At 68.1% G+C, this 15189-nt stretch carries 14 protein-coding genes; 6 read left to right on the top strand and 8 right to left on the bottom strand.

Translation table 11 applies throughout. From position 1 onward, the window contains the following. The first annotated feature begins 39 nt into the window (after positions 1-39). Positions 40-1482, top strand: a complete 1443-nt coding sequence (locus A5760_RS14745) for an adenylate/guanylate cyclase domain-containing protein (RefSeq protein WP_064881935.1) — start codon at positions 40-42, stop codon at positions 1480-1482. A 15-nt stretch (positions 1483-1497) separates the two neighbouring features. Here A5760_RS14745 and A5760_RS14740 read toward each other — a convergent pair whose 3' ends face one another. From A5760_RS14740 to glpX, 3 genes are read right to left on the bottom strand one after another with little or no spacing between them, the layout of a single operon-like run. Continuing rightward, the gene (locus A5760_RS14740) at positions 1498-2541 is read right to left on the bottom strand and encodes a hypothetical protein (protein ID WP_064881933.1); all 1044 of its coding nucleotides are present in this window, start codon (positions 2539-2541) and stop codon (positions 1498-1500) included. A gap of 54 nt (positions 2542-2595) precedes the next feature. After that, the gene (locus A5760_RS14735) at positions 2596-4014 is read right to left on the bottom strand and encodes a class II fumarate hydratase (RefSeq protein ID WP_064881931.1); all 1419 of its coding nucleotides are present in this window, start codon (positions 4012-4014) and stop codon (positions 2596-2598) included. A 30-nt stretch (positions 4015-4044) separates the two neighbouring features. Then, a complete protein-coding gene (glpX, locus tag A5760_RS14730) occupies positions 4045-5124 on the bottom strand; it encodes a class II fructose-bisphosphatase (protein WP_196772093.1) in 1080 nt (359 codons plus the stop codon). 54 nt (positions 5125-5178) lie between these two features. Here glpX and A5760_RS14725 point away from each other — a divergent pair, with 54 nt between their 5' ends. The 3 genes from A5760_RS14725 to A5760_RS14715 are packed head-to-tail and all read left to right on the top strand — an operon-like array spanning position 5179 to position 8276. Next, positions 5179-5877 carry a DUF4245 domain-containing protein gene (locus A5760_RS14725; RefSeq protein WP_064881924.1) on the top strand — a complete coding sequence of 233 codons (699 nt, stop codon included), beginning with the start codon at positions 5179-5181 and terminating at the stop codon, positions 5875-5877. 31 nt (positions 5878-5908) lie between these two features. Continuing rightward, positions 5909-6706: a dienelactone hydrolase family protein gene (locus A5760_RS14720; RefSeq protein WP_064881922.1), complete on the top strand. Its 798-nt coding sequence runs from the start codon at positions 5909-5911 to the stop codon at positions 6704-6706. Positions 6707-6731: 25 nt separating this feature from the next. Next, the gene (locus tag A5760_RS14715) at positions 6732-8276 is read left to right on the top strand and encodes a carboxylesterase/lipase family protein (protein ID WP_064881921.1); all 1545 of its coding nucleotides are present in this window, start codon (positions 6732-6734) and stop codon (positions 8274-8276) included. On the opposite strand, the gene A5760_RS14710 is transcribed toward A5760_RS14715, so the two are convergent. The 4 genes from A5760_RS14710 to A5760_RS14695 all read right to left on the bottom strand — a co-directional run bounded on the left by A5760_RS14710 (position 8273) and on the right by A5760_RS14695 (position 11535). Next, positions 8273-9373: an NAD-dependent epimerase/dehydratase family protein gene (locus tag A5760_RS14710; RefSeq protein WP_064881920.1), complete on the bottom strand. Its 1101-nt coding sequence runs from the start codon at positions 9371-9373 to the stop codon at positions 8273-8275. The two genes, A5760_RS14715 and A5760_RS14710, sit on opposite strands and share 4 nt — an antisense overlap. A 62-nt stretch (positions 9374-9435) precedes the next feature. Next, complete coding sequence (locus A5760_RS14705) at positions 9436-9705, bottom strand: exodeoxyribonuclease VII small subunit (protein WP_064881914.1); 270 nt, start codon at positions 9703-9705, stop codon at positions 9436-9438. Beyond that, positions 9695-10939, bottom strand: a complete 1245-nt coding sequence (gene xseA / locus A5760_RS14700; RefSeq protein ID WP_064881913.1) for an exodeoxyribonuclease VII large subunit — start codon at positions 10937-10939, stop codon at positions 9695-9697. Before xseA ends, A5760_RS14705 begins: the two co-directional genes overlap by 11 nt. Then, positions 10936-11535, bottom strand: coding sequence for a lipid droplet-associated protein (locus tag A5760_RS14695; protein ID WP_064881912.1), 600 nt, complete (start codon positions 11533-11535; stop codon positions 10936-10938). The genes xseA and A5760_RS14695 overlap by 4 nt, the downstream gene beginning before the upstream one ends. A gap of 89 nt (positions 11536-11624) precedes the next feature. On the opposite strand from A5760_RS14695, the gene A5760_RS14690 reads away from it, so the two are divergent. Then, positions 11625-12623: a 4-hydroxy-3-methylbut-2-enyl diphosphate reductase gene (locus tag A5760_RS14690; RefSeq protein ID WP_064881911.1), complete on the top strand. Its 999-nt coding sequence runs from the start codon at positions 11625-11627 to the stop codon at positions 12621-12623. Between the two features lie 53 nt (positions 12624-12676). Here A5760_RS14690 and A5760_RS14685 read toward each other — a convergent pair whose 3' ends face one another. Beyond that, on the bottom strand, positions 12677-13900 hold the full coding sequence (locus A5760_RS14685) for a DUF6542 domain-containing protein (RefSeq protein WP_196772092.1): 1224 nt from the start codon (positions 13898-13900) through the stop codon (positions 12677-12679). A gap of 142 nt (positions 13901-14042) precedes the next feature. Between A5760_RS14685 and ychF the strand changes: the two genes are divergently transcribed. Beyond that, positions 14043-15116 carry a redox-regulated ATPase YchF gene (ychF, locus tag A5760_RS14680; protein ID WP_064881907.1) on the top strand — a complete coding sequence of 358 codons (1074 nt, stop codon included), beginning with the start codon at positions 14043-14045 and terminating at the stop codon, positions 15114-15116. Positions 15117-15189 lie beyond the last annotated feature (73 nt).

Genomic DNA, 15189 nt, shown 5'->3' with positions numbered 1-15189 from the left:
AAGTCCTTTCGACGGTGGTTGTTTCAATACGGGTTCGATATGAGCCTGTCCTACCTGTTGGCCGTCGTCGAGGTGGCGGCCATCCTGATTCCGTTGCGGGGCCACACTTCCGTCGGCGCCAACGCAGACTTCGCACGGCAGAACACCGCGCCCGTGGTGCTGCTCATCGTGCTGGGCATCGTCAGCGTCGCGGTCGCCGGCGCCGTCAGCCTGGTGCCCACCGTGCGCTGGTACGTCGCCGGTAATGAACCCACCCCGCAACAACGCGAAGCCGTGATGAAGCTGGCCGGGCGCCAGTCGGCGATCCTGGTGACGTCCTGGGCGACGACCGGCGGGATCTTCATCCTGCTGAATCTGACTGGCGGGGCCCAACTTCTGCTGCCCATCGTGCTCGGCGTGCTGCTCGGCGGATCGGCGGCCGCCGGCACCGGGATGCTGCTCGCGCAGCGCACCCTGCGGCCCATCATGCGCGCCGCCACGCTGGGCGCCGAGCCGCGGCTGGCGGTGCCGAGCGTGTACGCGCGGCTGGTCCTGCTGTGGTTCTTGTGCAGCGCCTTTCCCATCGCCGTCATCGCGACGCTGGTAGTTCTGCGCTCGTATGGCTGGCTGATCGAGAAGTCGGCCTCGCTGGACGTGCCGATTCTGGTGGTGTCGCTGGCGGCGCTGGTGCTGGGACTGCCCACGATGATCCTGACCTCGCGGTCGATCTCGGATCCGGTCGGCGAGGTCGTCGACGCGATGGCCGAGGTCGAGCACGGCCGCATGGAAACGTATGTCGGCGCCTACGAACGATCCCAAATCGGGCGCCTGCAAACGGGATTCAACCGAATGGTGGCGGGCCTCGCCGAGCGCGACCGGCTGCGTGACCTGTTCGGCCGCCATGTGGGCGCCGACGTCGCACAACGCGCCCTCAGCGAGGGGGCGACGCTGTCGGGCGACGTGGTCGAAGCGGCGGTGCTTTTCATCGACCTGGTCGGATCCACCCGGCTCGCCGAAAGCCGCCCACCGCAAGAGGTCGCGGAGGTGCTCAATGACTTCTTCCGGATCGTCGTGCACGCCGTCGACGAACACCACGGGCTGATCAACAAATTCGCCGGCGATGCCGCACTCGCCGTCTTCGGGGTGCCGTTGCCGATCAGCGAGCCCGCATCGTCGGCGTTGGCGACCGCCCGTGCGCTCGGATCCCAACTGCGCAGGCTGCCGGTCGATTTCGGCATCGGTGTGTCAGCGGGTCGGGTGTTCGCCGGCAACGTCGGCGCTGAAAACCGGTACGAATACACCGTGATCGGTGACGCCGTCAACGAAGCCGCGCGGCTGGCCGACCTCGCCAAAACCTCCGACAGACGGATCCTGTGCTCGGCGGGTGCCATCGATGCCGCGGGTGAGGCCGAGCGCGCGCAGTGGGCCGAATGCTATTCCACGGTGCTGCGCGGGCGATCCGAGGCCACCCACGTCTCGGCGCCGACCGGCCCGGCCGGTTAGCCGGGCCAACCTGCGTCAGGACTTCGAGACCTTCAGCGCGGCAATGATTTTGCCGACGAGGCCCGCCGAGGCGGAGTCACCGATGGGTGTGCTGCCGATGAAGACCGTCACCGGCTTGGTGTCGACGGCGATGATGGTGACGGAGTCACCCTTGACGTTGCGACTGGGATCGGCGATCGTGACGTCGGCGTCGACCCGGGCGGCCTTGGTGCCGTCGACGGTGATCGACGACGACTTCGTCGGTCCGAGCGTGGGCTGGGCGTTCGCGTAGCCGGGGCCCGCGACGATGCATTGCATCAATTTCGTGGCTTGGGCCGTAAGGTCCATGCTGGAAACGAAATTGGTGACGCCGACCTCGGCCGTCATCATCCACTGATTGGCCCCGGGCACGTCCTGGGCGACCCCCAGCCCGCCGATCAGGTTCGGACCCTGGTCGTCGGAGAACACCGTCCAGCCGCCCGGGGCCGCACTGGCGGGGAACGAAAGCTTGCCGGCGGAGATCGAATCGCCCCGCGGCATCTCACCGCCGGACACGTTCGGGGTGCAGTCGGTCGCGTTCTGCGCGGAGTTCTTCGGCTGCGAAACCGAGGTGCTCGTTGTCGAGGGCGCGGTGGCCGGCTTGTTGTCATGTCCGCCCCGCATCACCAGCAGCGTCGCCACCAGCGCGATGACCGCCAGCACGACCAGACCGGCGACGATCAGCCACGGCAGCTTCGAGCCGGATCCACCCGGCGGCGGCCCCGGAGGGTAGGGCCCGCCGGGGCCACCCGGCGGAAACTGTTGTCCGGGTTGGGGATACTGCTGATATGGGTACTGGCCACCCGGCGGCGGGTAGCCATACGGACCGCCCTGCGGGTAGGGACCTGGACCGCCCTGCGGGTAAGGCCCTGGACCGCCCTGCGGGTAGGGACCTGGACCGCCCTGCGGGTAGGGGCCTGGACCGCCCTGCGGGTAAGGCCCTGGACCGCCCTGCGGCTGGCCGCCCCAATTCGGGTCCTGCCCATACGGATTGCTTCCGTAGGGCCCCTGACCGTAGGGACCGCCGGGAGGAGCCGTCATGGAAAACCACCCTTACTCTCGTCGACCACCGCCGTCACCCCCCGGACGGCCGGCTCAGTCTTCGGGTTTGACCTTGGCCATCGCCAGCACGTCGAGCCGCCGGTCGAGTTCCTCGATCGACAACTTGTCGCCGATCAGGCCGCGATCGATCACCGTCTGACGAATCGTCTTGCGCTCCTTGAGCGCTTGCTTGGCCACCGCCGCGGCCTCCTCGTAGCCGATCGCCGAGTTCAGCGGCGTCACGATGGACGGCGACGACTCGGCCAGCTCGCGCAGGTGCTCCACATTGGCGGCCAGTCCGGTGATGCAGCGCTCGGCGAACAGCTTCGACACGTTGGTCAGCAGCTTGAAAGACTCGAGTACGTTGCGGGCCATCATCGGGATGTAGACGTTGAGTTCGAACGCACCATTTCCACCGCCCCATGCGACCGCGGCGTCGTTGCCGATCACCTGGGCGGCGACCTGCGTGACCGCCTCGGGCAGAACGGGATTGACCTTGCCCGGCATGATTGAGCTACCCGGCTGCAGGTCGGGCAGCTGGATCTCGGCCAGGCCGGTCAGCGGGCCCGACCCCATCCAGCGCACGTCGTTGGCGATCTTGGTGAGCGACACCGCGATGGTGCGCAGCGCGCCGGAAGCCTCGACCAGCCCGTCGCGCGCCGCCTGCGCCTCGAATGAGTTTGCCGCCGTGCGCAATTCACTCAGCCCGGTGGAGGTGACCAACGTTTCGACCACCTTGGCGCCGAAGCCGTCGGGAGCGTTCAGGCCGGTACCGACCGCGGTGCCGCCGATAGCCAGCTCGCCCAGGCGGGGCAGTGTCGCGCGCACCCGCTCGATGCCCGCCTCGATCTGCCGGGCGTACCCGCTGAATTCCTGACCGAGCGTCACCGGGACGGCGTCCATCAGGTGGGTGCGGCCCGACTTGACCACGGTGTGCCACTCGCGGGCCTTGCCGGCCAGGGCGGCGTGCAGCACCTCGAGGGCGGGAATGAGATGACGCACGGCGGCCTCGGTGGCCGCGATGTGCGTTGCGGTGGGGAAGGTGTCATTCGACGACTGCGACATGTTGACGTCGTCGTTGGGGTGAACCGTCACACCGTTGGCGGCCGCGATGCTTGCGATCACCTCGTTGGTATTCATGTTGGAACTGGTGCCCGAACCGGTCTGAAAGACGTCGATGGGGAACTGGTCGTCGTGCTGGCCGTCGGCGATCTCAGCCGCCGCGGCGATGATCGCGTCGGCCTTCTCCGGCGCCAGCAGGCCGAGGTCCTTGTTGACCTGCGCGCAGGCGCCCTTCAACAAGCCCAACGCGCGGATCTGGGTGCGCTCCAAGCCGCGACCCGAGATCGGGAAGTTCTCGACCGCACGCTGGGTTTGCGCGCGCCACAACGCTTTTGCGGGTACGCGCACCTCGCCCATGGTGTCGTGCTCGATGCGGTACTCGGTGTCGTTTCCAGAGCCGTCAGCGGCCATAGAGTGGCTTCCTTGTTCCTCGATGGTTGGTCAGGGCAGGGGATAGGCGGCAGAGCTGTCGCCGGTGAAGTCGATGGAAGAGTATTCGTTGAGTTTCGACAGCCGGTGGTAGGCCTCGATCATCCGGACGGTGCCCGACTTCGACCGCATCACGATCGACTGGGTGGTGCAGCCGCCGGGGTAGTACTGCACGCCCTTGAGCAGGTCACCGTTGGTGACTCCGGTCGCGCAGAAGAACACGTTCTCACCGGAGACCAGGTCCTCGGTGGTCAGCACGCGGTCGATGTCGTAGCCGGCGTCGACGGCCTTCTGGCGTTCCTCGTCGTCCGTGGGGGCCAGCTGCGCCTGGATGGCGCCGCCCATGCAGCGGATCGCGGCGGCGGCGATGATGCCCTCCGGGGTGCCGCCGATCCCGGCCAGCATGTCGGTGCCAGAGTGCGGCCGGCAGGCCGAGATGGCGCCGGCGACGTCGCCGTCGGTGATCAGCCGGATCCGGGCCCCGGTCGCCCGGACCTCGTGGATCAGCTTGGCGTGCCGCGGCCGGTCCAGGATGCACACGGTCATGTCCCGTACCGACAGCGCCTTGACCTTGGCGACGGCTTTGATGTTCTCGGCGATCGGGGCGGTGATGTCGAGTACGTGCGCGGCCTCGGGCCCGACGGCGATCTTGTTCATGTAGAACACCGCGGACGGGTCGAACATCGCGCCGCGGTCGGCCACCGCCAGCACGGAGATGGCGTTGGGCATGCCCTTGCTCATCAGCGTGGTGCCGTCGATCGGGTCGACGGCGAAGTCGCACTCCGCGCCGTCGCCGTTGCCGACCTCCTCGCCGTTGTAGAGCATCGGCGCGTGGTCCTTCTCACCCTCGCCGATGACGACGACGCCGCGCATCGACACCGTGTTGACCAGCTCACGCATCGCGTCGACGGCCGCCCCGTCGCCGCCCTCTTTGTCGCCGCGGCCGACCCAGCGACCTGCGGCCATGGCGCCGGCCTCGGTGACGCGTACCAGTTCCAAAGCCAGGTTGCGGTCCGGAGCCTCACCGCGCGGTCGCCCCTGCGCTGGGCTCCGGCCGGTGGTGGCGGTCGAGTGGTCGCCCTCAACTGTCATGGTTGGAATTGTCCCAGAGGCGGATCGGTCCGCTGGAACTGGGATACTTGGGGGATGACGGAGGAGCCGCCGCTGAATGCCCAGCTTGATGGGAACGTAGCAGGCGCGCCGTCTCCGCAAGCAGGACCGGCGCCCAGGCCGGCGAAGCCCCGGCTGTTGCAGGACGGCAGGGACATGTTCTGGTCCCTGATTCCGCTGGTCATCGGGTGTGTCGTGCTGGCCGGGATGCTCGGCATGTGCTCGTTTCAGCTCGGCAACCACGAGGGCCCCGTCCCGTCCTATGACGCGGGCGCGGCCCTGCGTGCCGACGCTTCCGCGCTCGGCTTTCCCATCCGCCAACCCCGGCTGCCCGCCGGCTGGCAGGCCAACTCCGGCCACCGCGGTGGCATCCAGGGCGGGCGGACCGACCCCGCCAGCGGGCAGCGGGTGAACGCGCCCATCTCGGTCGTCGGCTACGTCAGTCCGACCGGGATGTATCTGAGCCTGACCCAGAGCGACGCCGACGAGGACAAGCTGGTCAACTCGATTCATCCGTCGGCCTTCCCGACCGGCGCGGTCGACGTCGCCGGGACCAACTGGGTGGTCTATCAGGGTTCCGGCCAGGACGGCGTGGACGCCGAGCCGATATGGACGACCCGGCTCAGCGGCCCGGGCGGCGCCACCCAAATTGCGATAACCGGCGCCGGAAACACCGATCAGTTCCGTACGCTGGCGTCGGCGACGCAATCGCAACCGCCTTTGCCAAGCCGCTAACCCACCCGCGCAAGCAAGGGGCCCTGTCGACGTGACTGCACCAGAGGCTGATCTGTCCGGATGGTCGGCGGCACCGTTCAGCGGCGGCGGATACACCCATGACGTCTACCGCAGGGGCAGAGGCCCCGGTGTGGTGCTGATCCCCGAGATTCCCGGGATCCATCCCGGCGTGCTCGCCCTGGGTAATCACCTGGTGGACAACGGCTTCACCGTCGCCATGCCCTCACTGTTCGGCGAGCCGGGCAAGGCCAAGACGGCCGGTTACCTCGTCGGCGCGATCGGGCGGGCTTGCGTGGCAAGAGAATTCGCGGCACTCGCGCTGAACAAGCAGAGGCCGGTGGCATCGTTCCTGCGTGCGCTGGCGCGTGATCTCAACGCGTCGACGCCGGGTAAGGGCGTCGGCGTGATCGGCCAGTGCTTCACCGGCGGGTTCGCGCTGGCCGCCGCGGTCGACGACAGCGTGCTGGCGCCGGTGCTTTCGCAGCCGTCGGTCCCGTTCCCGCTGGGCGCCGCGCGGCGCCGCGACCCCGGCCTGAGCGAATCCGAGCTGGCCACCGTGGCCGACCGGTGCGCCAATGACGGCCTGTGCGCAATGGGCCTGCGGTTCAGCGAGGACAAGACGGCGCCGGCCGAGCGGTTCGTGACGCTCAAGCAGCGGCTCGGCGACGCCTTCGAGGTGATCGACATCGACTCAGGCCCAAACAATCAGCACGGCTTCGGCAAGATGGCGCACTCAGTGCTCACCGACGAGGTCCGCGAAGTCGACGGCCACCCCGCCTACGAGGCCCGCAAGCGCGTGGTCGAGTTCCTCACGCAACGCCTTTTCTAGGTTCTTCAGGAGATTTCGCACGCGCATGGCAATCGACGACTTGGTGGTCGAAACCAACTACGGCCCGGTCCGGGGCATCGCAGAGGACAACGTCAAGGCGTGGAAGGGCATTCGGTACGCGGCGGCTCCCGCCGGCGAGCTGCGTTTCCGGGCGCCCCAACCGCCCGCGCGCAGTACCGCGGTCGCCGACGCCACCGCATTCGGGCCGGCGTGCCCGCAACCCGTATTTCCCAACATGCCACTGGATCTGGGCGCGCCACAGGGTGAAGATTGCTTGCGGCTCAACGTCTGGACGTCTTCTGCCACCCGGCCCGGCGACGCCAAGCCGGTGATGGTCTGGCTGCACGGCGGCGCCTACGTCCTGGGGTCGAGCAGCCAGACGCTGTATGACGGCCGCAGATTGGTCAGCCACGGCGACGTCGTCGTGGTGACCGTCAACTATCGGCTCGGGGCGCTCGGCTTTCTCGACCTGTCGTCGTTTGATCGCGCGGGACGGAATTTCGACTCGAACGTCGGCTTGCGCGACGTGCTGGCGGCGCTGGAGTGGGTGCGGGACAACATCGCGGCCTTCGGCGGCGATCCGCGGCGGGTCACCCTGTTCGGCGAGTCCGCCGGGGCCGGGATCGTCACCACCCTGCTGGCCAGCCCCGCGGCCGAGGGTCTGTTCGGCGCGGCGATCGCGCAAAGTTCGCCGGCCACTTCGGTTTACGACCGCGAGCGGGCCGCCCTGGTGGCCAAGGCCTTCCTCGACCGGCTGGATGTCGCCCCGTCGGAATCGCAAAAGCTGCTCGACCTGCCCATGGCGACCATCCTGGCCGCGTCGCAACGGGTGTTCGACGAGGTGCCGGTGCGCAACCCGGGAAGGCTGGCGTTCGTCCCGATCGTCGACGGCGACGTGCTGACCGACTACCCGGTCAAGCTGGCACAGGAGGGCCGCTCACATCCGGTCCCGTTGATCATCGGCACCAACAAGCACGAGGCGGCGCTGTTTCGGTTGATGCGCTCGCCGCTGATGCCGATCACACCGAGCGCGATCACGTCGATGTTCAACCAGATCGCCGCCGAACAACCCGATCTGCAGTTGCCCACCGAAGAGGTGATCGGCTCGGCGTATTCGCGAATGCGGCGCAAGGCAAGGAGTTTGAGCATTGCGACCGACGTCGGCTTCCGGATGCCGTCGGTGTGGCTCGCCGAGGGCCACAGCCGGGTCGCGCCGGTCTATCTGTACCGGTTCGATTACGCCACCCCGTTGCTGAAGCTGCTGATGGTCAACGCCGCGCATGCCACCGAATTGCCTTACGTCTGGGGCACTCTCGGTGCGCCCAAGGATCCCACCCTGAAGCTCGGCGGTACCAGAACCGCCAAGGCGGTATCCAAGAGGGTGCGCGCCCGGTGGATCAACTTCGCCGCGAACGGCACGCCCGCGGGTCCCGCCGGTGAGCCGGAGTGGACGCCGTATGCGCAGGACGACCGCTCCTGCCTGATCATCGGCCGCAGCGACGCGGTCGCGCACGACGTCGATGCCGGCATCCGCGCGGCCTGGGGCAGTGAGATGGTGAGCTTCCGCTAGGCGGATGCCTTGCCGGCCAGGACTTGTCGCTTCATCTGGTCGAACATCTCGACGTAGTACGACAGGCATTCCGACAGCGCCTGCTCGGTGTTGAACAGGGGCTGATAGCCGAGATCGCGCGACGCCTTGTCGATGGAGAAGAAGTTGTCCAGATACAGCCGCTCGACGGCGAGCGGCTCGAGCAGCGGCGCCGGTATCCCGAATCGGAAATGCAGCCGCTGCCAACCCGTCATCGCGGCGCGCACGATGGGGCCGTTCACCCGGACCCGTGGCCACTTCTCCCCGCAGGCCTCGACGACCGGCCTGGCGAACTCGAACATGTTGATCGGCTCGGCGTCGTTGATGAAGTACGCCTCGCCGGGCGCGGTGCCGCCGGGCGTCAGGTGCTCGGCCGCCAGGATGAAACCGTGAATCAGGTTGTGCACGTAGGAGTTATCCAGCCGGGCCGATTTGCGCCCGATCAGCACCTTGACGTGGCCGGCGATCACGCTTTCGAACAGCTTGCGGAACATCGTCTGATCGCCCCGGCCCCAGATGCCGCTGGGCCGGATGGCACACGTCAACAGGCCGTCAACCCCGTTCTGGCCCAAGACGAATCGCTCGGCGATCACCTTGGTCTCGGTGTACAGGTCGTTGAACCGGTTGGTGTAGGGCAGTGTCTCGTCGCCGCCGGCGATGTTCTGGCCACCCATGACGACGCTGTTGGACGAGGTGTAGACGAAGCGCTGCACCCCGGCGGCCTGTCCGGCACGGACCAGGTTCTCGGTGCCCCCGACGTTGACACCGAAGCTGCGCTGGCGGTACTCATCGGTCACCGACGCGCCGCCCATCAGGTCGATGATCGCGGCGGTGTGGAAGACGGTGTCGATGCCGTCGACCGCCCGCGCGCACACGGCCGTGTCGGTGATGTCACCCTGCAGCACCTCCAGCCGCGGGTGGGGCGGCAGCGGTGAGGGCGCACGGTCGAAGGAGCGGACCTGATGCCCGCGGTCGAGCAAAGTGGTTACCAGGTTGGCGCCGACGAATCCGGACCCCCCGGTGACCAGGACACGGCCGAGTTCGGCCGTCAGTGATGCATCACCCATGGTTGAGAGCATAACTGAAACGTGTTCCAGTTTGGAAAAATGTCTTCAACGAAGCCCCTCCAATATCGCCGAATTCAGGCGTCCTCGGCGTCGCCTGCCGCGAGCGCATCTTCGATTCTCTTCCGGGCGCCAGCTAAGTGCTCTTCGCAGCGTTTAGCCAGCTGTTCGCCTCTTTCCCACAGCTTCAGCGATTCGTCCAGGTCCAAGCCGCCCTGCTCCAGCACACGCACGACTTCGATCAATTCGTCCCGGCACGCTTCATAGGCCAGGTGACTAATAGGTGTAATGGATTCGACCTCTTTCGGGGTGGTGGCGTCGTCTCCACCGTCGCTTTTACGCGCCATCGGACCGCCCCTCGCTCACCGCGGCCACGGCGCCGTCGGCCACCCGCACCCGCAGCCGCGTGCCCGCCGGCGCGTCGTCGACCGAGCGGAGCACGTGGTTCGACGGCCCGATGGTCTGCACGACGGCGTAACCGCGGGCCAGCGTGGCCGCCGGCCCCAACGTCGCCAGCCGCGCGCTCAGGTGGCCGACACGCTCGCTCTCGGTGGCGGCCAGCCGGGTGATGTCGCGGCGAATCGCCGATCGGGCGCGGTGCACCTCCTCGGCGCGCACGGTCAGCGCCGCCAGCGGCTCGGCCAGCACCGGGCGGCTGCGTATCTGGGCCAGCGCCCGTTGCTCGCGGGACACCCAGTTGCGCAGCGCCTGCGCGCTGCGCCGGCGCAGGTCGTCGATCAGCCGCTGCTCGGCGGCGGTATCGGGCACCACCTTCTTCGCCGCGTCGGTGGGAGTGGCCGCACGTAGATCGGCGACCAGGTCGCACAGCGGATTGTCGGGCTCGTGGCCGACCGCACTGATCACCGGGGTGCGGCACGCCGCGATGGCACGGCAGAGCGTCTCGTCGGAGAACGGCAGCAGGTCCTCCACACTGCCGCCGCCGCGGGCCAGCACGATGACGTCGACCTGGGCGTCACGATCGAGTTCGCCCAGCGCCTCGACGATCTGGGCGACCGCGTTGGGTCCCTGCACCGCGGTGTTGCGCACCGCGAAGCGCACCCCGGGCCAGCGTGTGGCCGCCACGGTCGTCACGTCGCGTTCGGCGGCGCTGGCCCGGCCGGTGATCAAGCCGATCATGTTGGGCAAGAAGGGGATTGGTCGCTTGAGCCGAGGATCGAATAACCCCTCGGCGTCCAGCAGCCGGCGCAGCCGCTCGATGCGGGCCAGCAGCTCGCCCACCCCGACCGCGCGAATCTCGGTGAGCCGCAATGAGAATGTGCCCCGGCCCGTATAGAACGAGGGCTTGCCGCGCACCACCACCTGCGTGCCTTCGGCCAGCTTCACCGGCGCGTTCAGCACCAGATCGCGCGGACACGTCACGCTCAGGGACATGTCGGCGGCCGGGTCGCGCAGCACCATGAACACGGTTTTGGAGTCCTGCCGCATCGAGATCTGGGCCAGCTGGCCCTCGACCCAGACGGTGCCCAGCTTGTCGATCCAGCCGGCGACCCGGATGGCCACCGCGCGCACCGGAAAGGGGTTCTCGGCGGAATTCGGTTCGGAGGTAACGGCCGGTGTCACTTCGCGTTCGCGCGGGTGATCCTGTTGGCCAGCAGCGTCTGGAACGGTGCGCGGCCCTTGGTGGCCTGCTCGTAGGCCAGCAGGGCTTCGAGTTCGTCTACGCTCAGCGATTGCAGACGGGCGCGCAGCTGCGCCAGTGTCAGCGACGGGTAGTCCAGCTCGGTGACCACCGACGGTTGCGGAACCGAGGCGTTGGCGGCCGGCTTCTTCGATTGCCGGGCGGGCTTGGTCAGGGCGCTGGCGTCTTCGTGCGCGTCGGCCACCGAGTACAGCGCGAACCGGCCCTCGGCCCGGCGCTCGCCCTCACCGCCGTCCTGCGTCGGGCTGAGGCCGCCGTCGAGCGCGTCGTTCAGGTCCTCATCGAAGGTCGCCCACTCCGGCTTCTCATCCCGGGGCGGGAAGATCGATTCGAGGGTGCTGTCGCCCTTGATCGCCAGCTCGGCGAGGTTCTGCTGAAAGCGCATCACGATGTGCGCAGCCTGGCTGGCCAGTGTCATCGGGTACATCAGGATGGTTTTCGGCAGCCTGATGGTCTCTTCGACAGCGACTGTTGCCGCGCCGACCAGCAGCCGAACGCCATACGGTGCAGTGCCCATGGGTCCAAGATTGCCCTAAGCGGCGGCTAACTCCAAGCCCACCGGCGCGAGCTGGCAAGCCCGTGTCGGCAGTAAGTACCCTGGACCTCATGCCGCCGACTATCGACATGGGGATTCCCGGCGCGGTGCGATCGGTAGCCAGCGACTCAGCCCGTAAACGAGTGCTCCTGGCCGAACCGCGCGGGTACTGCGCGGGCGTGGACAGGGCCGTCGAGACCGTGGAACGCGCACTGGAAAAGCACGGCCCACCGGTCTACGTCCGTCACGAGATCGTGCACAACCGCCACGTCGTCACCACCCTGGAAAAGGCCGGCGCGGTGTTCGTCGAGGAGACCGACGAGGTGCCCGAGGGCGCCATCGTGGTGTTCTCCGCCCACGGCGTCGCGCCCACGGTGCACGCCGCGGCCGCGGACCGGAACCTGCACACCATCGACGCCACCTGCCCCCTGGTGACCAAGGTGCACAACGAGGCCAGGCGGTTCGCCCGCAACGACTACGACATCCTGCTCATCGGCCACGAGGGCCACGAGGAGGTCGTCGGGACCGCCGGGGAGGCGCCCGACCACGTGCAGTTGGTCGACGGGGTCGCCGCCGTGGACAACGTGACGGTGCGCGACGAGAACAAGGTGGTGTGGCTCTCGCAGACCACGCTCTCGGTGGACGAGACCATGGAGATCGTCGAGCGGCTGCGGCAGCGGTTCCCGAAGCTGCAGGATCCGCCCAGCGACGACATCTGCTACGCAACCCAGAACCGCCAGGTCGCGGTCAAGGCGATGGCCCCGGAGTGCGAGCTGGTGATCGTCGTCGGGTCCCGCAACTCGTCGAATTCGGTGCGGCTGGTCGAGGTGGCGCTGGGCGGCGGGGCCGCCGCCGCGCACCTGGTCGACTGGGCCGACGACATCGACCCGGCGTGGCTGGAAGGCGTCAACACGGTGGGCGTCACCTCGGGTGCATCGGTGCCCGAAGTGTTGGTGGAAGGCGTCCTGGCGCGGCTCGCCGAGTGCGGCTACGACGTGGTGCAGCCGGTCACGACCGCGCAGGAGACCCTGGTGTTCGCGCTGCCGCGCGAGATGCGGTCAGGTCGCTGAGCCGCGTAGCGCCTCATCCCGATGGTGGCGACCCGCCGCGCTGGACATCACAACTAGACGTCGTACTCCCACGATTCCGCCGGCGACCGTCCGTGCGAGCGCCCCGGTGTCCGCGAGCGGCTGCGGCGCTCGGTGGGCGGCTCGCGCGGCGGGTCCTGTGAACCGGCGCCGCGGTAGCGCACCTGCGAGATGGGGTGATGCGTCCCGCTGGAACCGTTCGACGGGGGCCGCCGGCGCCTCGGTTCATAGGAAGGCTCGTAGGGCTCACGGCTGTCGTAGCGGCCCTCATACCGGCTCGCGGAAGTGGGGCCGCTCGGCGGGTCGTACCGGTCGCCATAGGACTCGAAGCCGTCGAAACGGCTGCTCCGCGGGGTGGGCCGCTCGTAAGGATCGCGGCGGGTGCGCGGTTCGCGACGGGCTTCCCGGGGCGATTGGGCACGCGGATCGGCGTCGGCGTCCGGCCGCGGCCGACGGCGTGACCGCCGGGCCGGGTCGGCGGCGTCATAGTCGCGGGCCGACGCCGCGCTGCGGCGCGTGCTGCTGCGCCTTGGGCGCTCGGGCCGCTCGAGCGGTTCGGACCCATCGCCCAGCGGCTCGCGTGAATGCCGGGAGCGGGCGCGTGCCGACCGGGTGGAGGAGCGGGTGCTGCGCGTCGTGCGGCGGGTGCTCGACGACGAGCCCGACCTGCGCGCGCGACGGGACTCGGTGCTGTCGTCGGCCTCGTCCGCCTCGGCATCGGACTGCAGCGCCGACTGCGCTTTGGCGACGATGCCGTTGAAGAAGGACTTGACGGCGACGCTCGCGGCCCCGGCAGCGTCCTCGGAGGCATTCGCCGTCGCGCTTGTCTTGTAAGCGTTTCCGAAATACCAGCGGGCCAGCCCGATCGCCAGAACGCCGCCGGCGGTGCCCAGCATCAGCGGGAACCGCTCGATCAGCGGATAGCCGCAGTTGATCAGCAGGTCCTTGAGGCGGCCGACCTTGGCGTCGTGGAACAGCCAATAGGCGCCGGGGACCGCGCCGAACAGGATCAGGGGCGGCTGGATGATCGTGGTGAAGATGCCGTCCTGGCGCACCGCCAGCACCGCCGCCACGCAGCCGGCTATATAGAAGCCGGCGAAGACGTGCGTCAGTTCCTTGTGACCAGCGTCGATTCCGTAGCCGATGGCAGTCGCTGTGACGGCGATAAGCAGGGCCGCGTACCAGGGGATACCTGGGATATTTGGGTGGATCGAACGGTGAGCACCCTCCACCGTCGAACTTGCCCGCTGTGCTGACACATGTAGACCGTACCGGGAATGGGCCGAAAGGCCCGTAAATACCTCGTTGCGATCCTGCGCGTGCCATGCCGGCGTGCAGTATCGGTGGTGATCAACGGTCCCCGGCGCCCGTCGCCGCCAAGACCCCTAGACTTGGTTCCCCGTGAGCCTGAGCCTGGGAATAGTGGGTTTGCCCAACGTCGGCAAGTCGACCTTGTTCAACGCGTTGACCCGGAACAACGTGGTGGCGGCCAACTACCCGTTCGCGACGATCGAGCCCAACGAGGGCGTCGTCCCGCTGCCCGATCCGCGGCTGGACAAGCTGGCCGAGATGTTCGATTCCGAGAAGATCGTGCCGGCGCCGGTGACGTTCGTCGACATCGCCGGGATCGTGAAGGGCGCGTCCGAGGGCGCCGGGCTGGGCAACAAATTCCTGGCCAACATCCGCGAGTGTGACGCGATCTGTCAGGTGGTGCGGGTGTTCGCCGACGACGACGTCGTCCATGTCGACGGCAAGGTTGATCCGGCCTCCGACATCGAGGTGATCGAGACCGAGCTGATCCTCGCCGACATGCAGACGCTGGAGAAGGCCGTCCCGCGGCTGGAGAAGGAAGCCCGTAACAACAAGGACCGCAAGCCCGTGCACGAGGCGGCCGTGGCCGCGGAGGCGGTGCTGAACTCGGGCAAGACGCTCTTTGCGGCCGGTGTCGACACCTCACTGCTGCGCGAGCTGAACCTGATGACCACCAAGCCGTTTCTGTACGTGTTCAACGCCGACGAGTCCGTGCTGACCAACGACGCCCGCAAGGCCGAGCTGTGCGCGATGGTCGCACCAGCCGACGCGGTGTTCCTCGACGCGAAGATCGAGGCCGAACTGCAAGAGCTGGACGACGAGTCGGCGGCCGAGCTGCTCGAGTCCATCGGACAAACCGAGCGTGGGTTGGATGCGTTGGCACGGGCCGGTTTTCACACCCTCAAGCTGCAGACCTACCTGACGGCGGGCCCAAAAGAGGCGCGCGCGTGGGTGATTCATCAGGGCGACACCGCGCCGAAGGCCGCCGGGGTGATCCACACCGACTTCGAGAAGGGCTTCATCAAGGCCGAGATCGTCTCCTACGACGACCTGATCGCCGCGGGGTCGATGGCGGCGGCCAAGGCGGCCGGCAAGGTCCGCATGGAGGGCAAGGACTACATCATGGCCGACGGCGACGTGGTCGAGTTCCGGTTCAACGTGTAGGCGGCAAGGCTGCTGCACGCTAGAACCCGTTGCTTAGGCCGATGACCCGGTTCGGGAACATGGAGACATGGGA

It is taken from the genome of Mycobacterium colombiense, from assembly GCF_001665835.1.
Classification (GTDB): domain Bacteria; phylum Actinomycetota; class Actinomycetes; order Mycobacteriales; family Mycobacteriaceae; genus Mycobacterium; species Mycobacterium colombiense_A.
Note: the sequence above shows the minus strand (reverse complement) of the source record. Positions and strands in the feature narration are given on the sequence as shown.

Excerpts from the sequence above, each read along its gene's own strand:
- glpX (WP_196772093.1), bottom strand. The coding sequence starts at position 5,124 with ATGACAGTTGAGGGCGACCACTCGACCGCCACCACCGGCCGGAGCCCA.
- A5760_RS14695 (WP_064881912.1), bottom strand. The coding sequence starts at position 11,535 with ATGGGCACTGCACCGTATGGCGTTCGGCTGCTGGTCGGCGCGGCAACA.
- A5760_RS14740 (WP_064881933.1), bottom strand. The coding sequence starts at position 2,541 with ATGACGGCTCCTCCCGGCGGTCCCTACGGTCAGGGGCCCTACGGAAGC.
- A5760_RS14725 (WP_064881924.1), top strand. The coding sequence starts at position 5,179 with ATGACGGAGGAGCCGCCGCTGAATGCCCAGCTTGATGGGAACGTAGCA.
- A5760_RS14705 (WP_064881914.1), bottom strand. The coding sequence starts at position 9,705 with ATGGCGCGTAAAAGCGACGGTGGAGACGACGCCACCACCCCGAAAGAG.
- A5760_RS14715 (WP_064881921.1), top strand. The coding sequence starts at position 6,732 with ATGGCAATCGACGACTTGGTGGTCGAAACCAACTACGGCCCGGTCCGG.
- A5760_RS14745 (WP_064881935.1), top strand. The coding sequence starts at position 40 with ATGAGCCTGTCCTACCTGTTGGCCGTCGTCGAGGTGGCGGCCATCCTG.
- A5760_RS14735 (WP_064881931.1), bottom strand. The coding sequence starts at position 4,014 with ATGGCCGCTGACGGCTCTGGAAACGACACCGAGTACCGCATCGAGCAC.
- A5760_RS14690 (WP_064881911.1), top strand. The coding sequence starts at position 11,625 with ATGCCGCCGACTATCGACATGGGGATTCCCGGCGCGGTGCGATCGGTA.
- A5760_RS14710 (WP_064881920.1), bottom strand. The coding sequence starts at position 9,373 with ATGCTCTCAACCATGGGTGATGCATCACTGACGGCCGAACTCGGCCGT.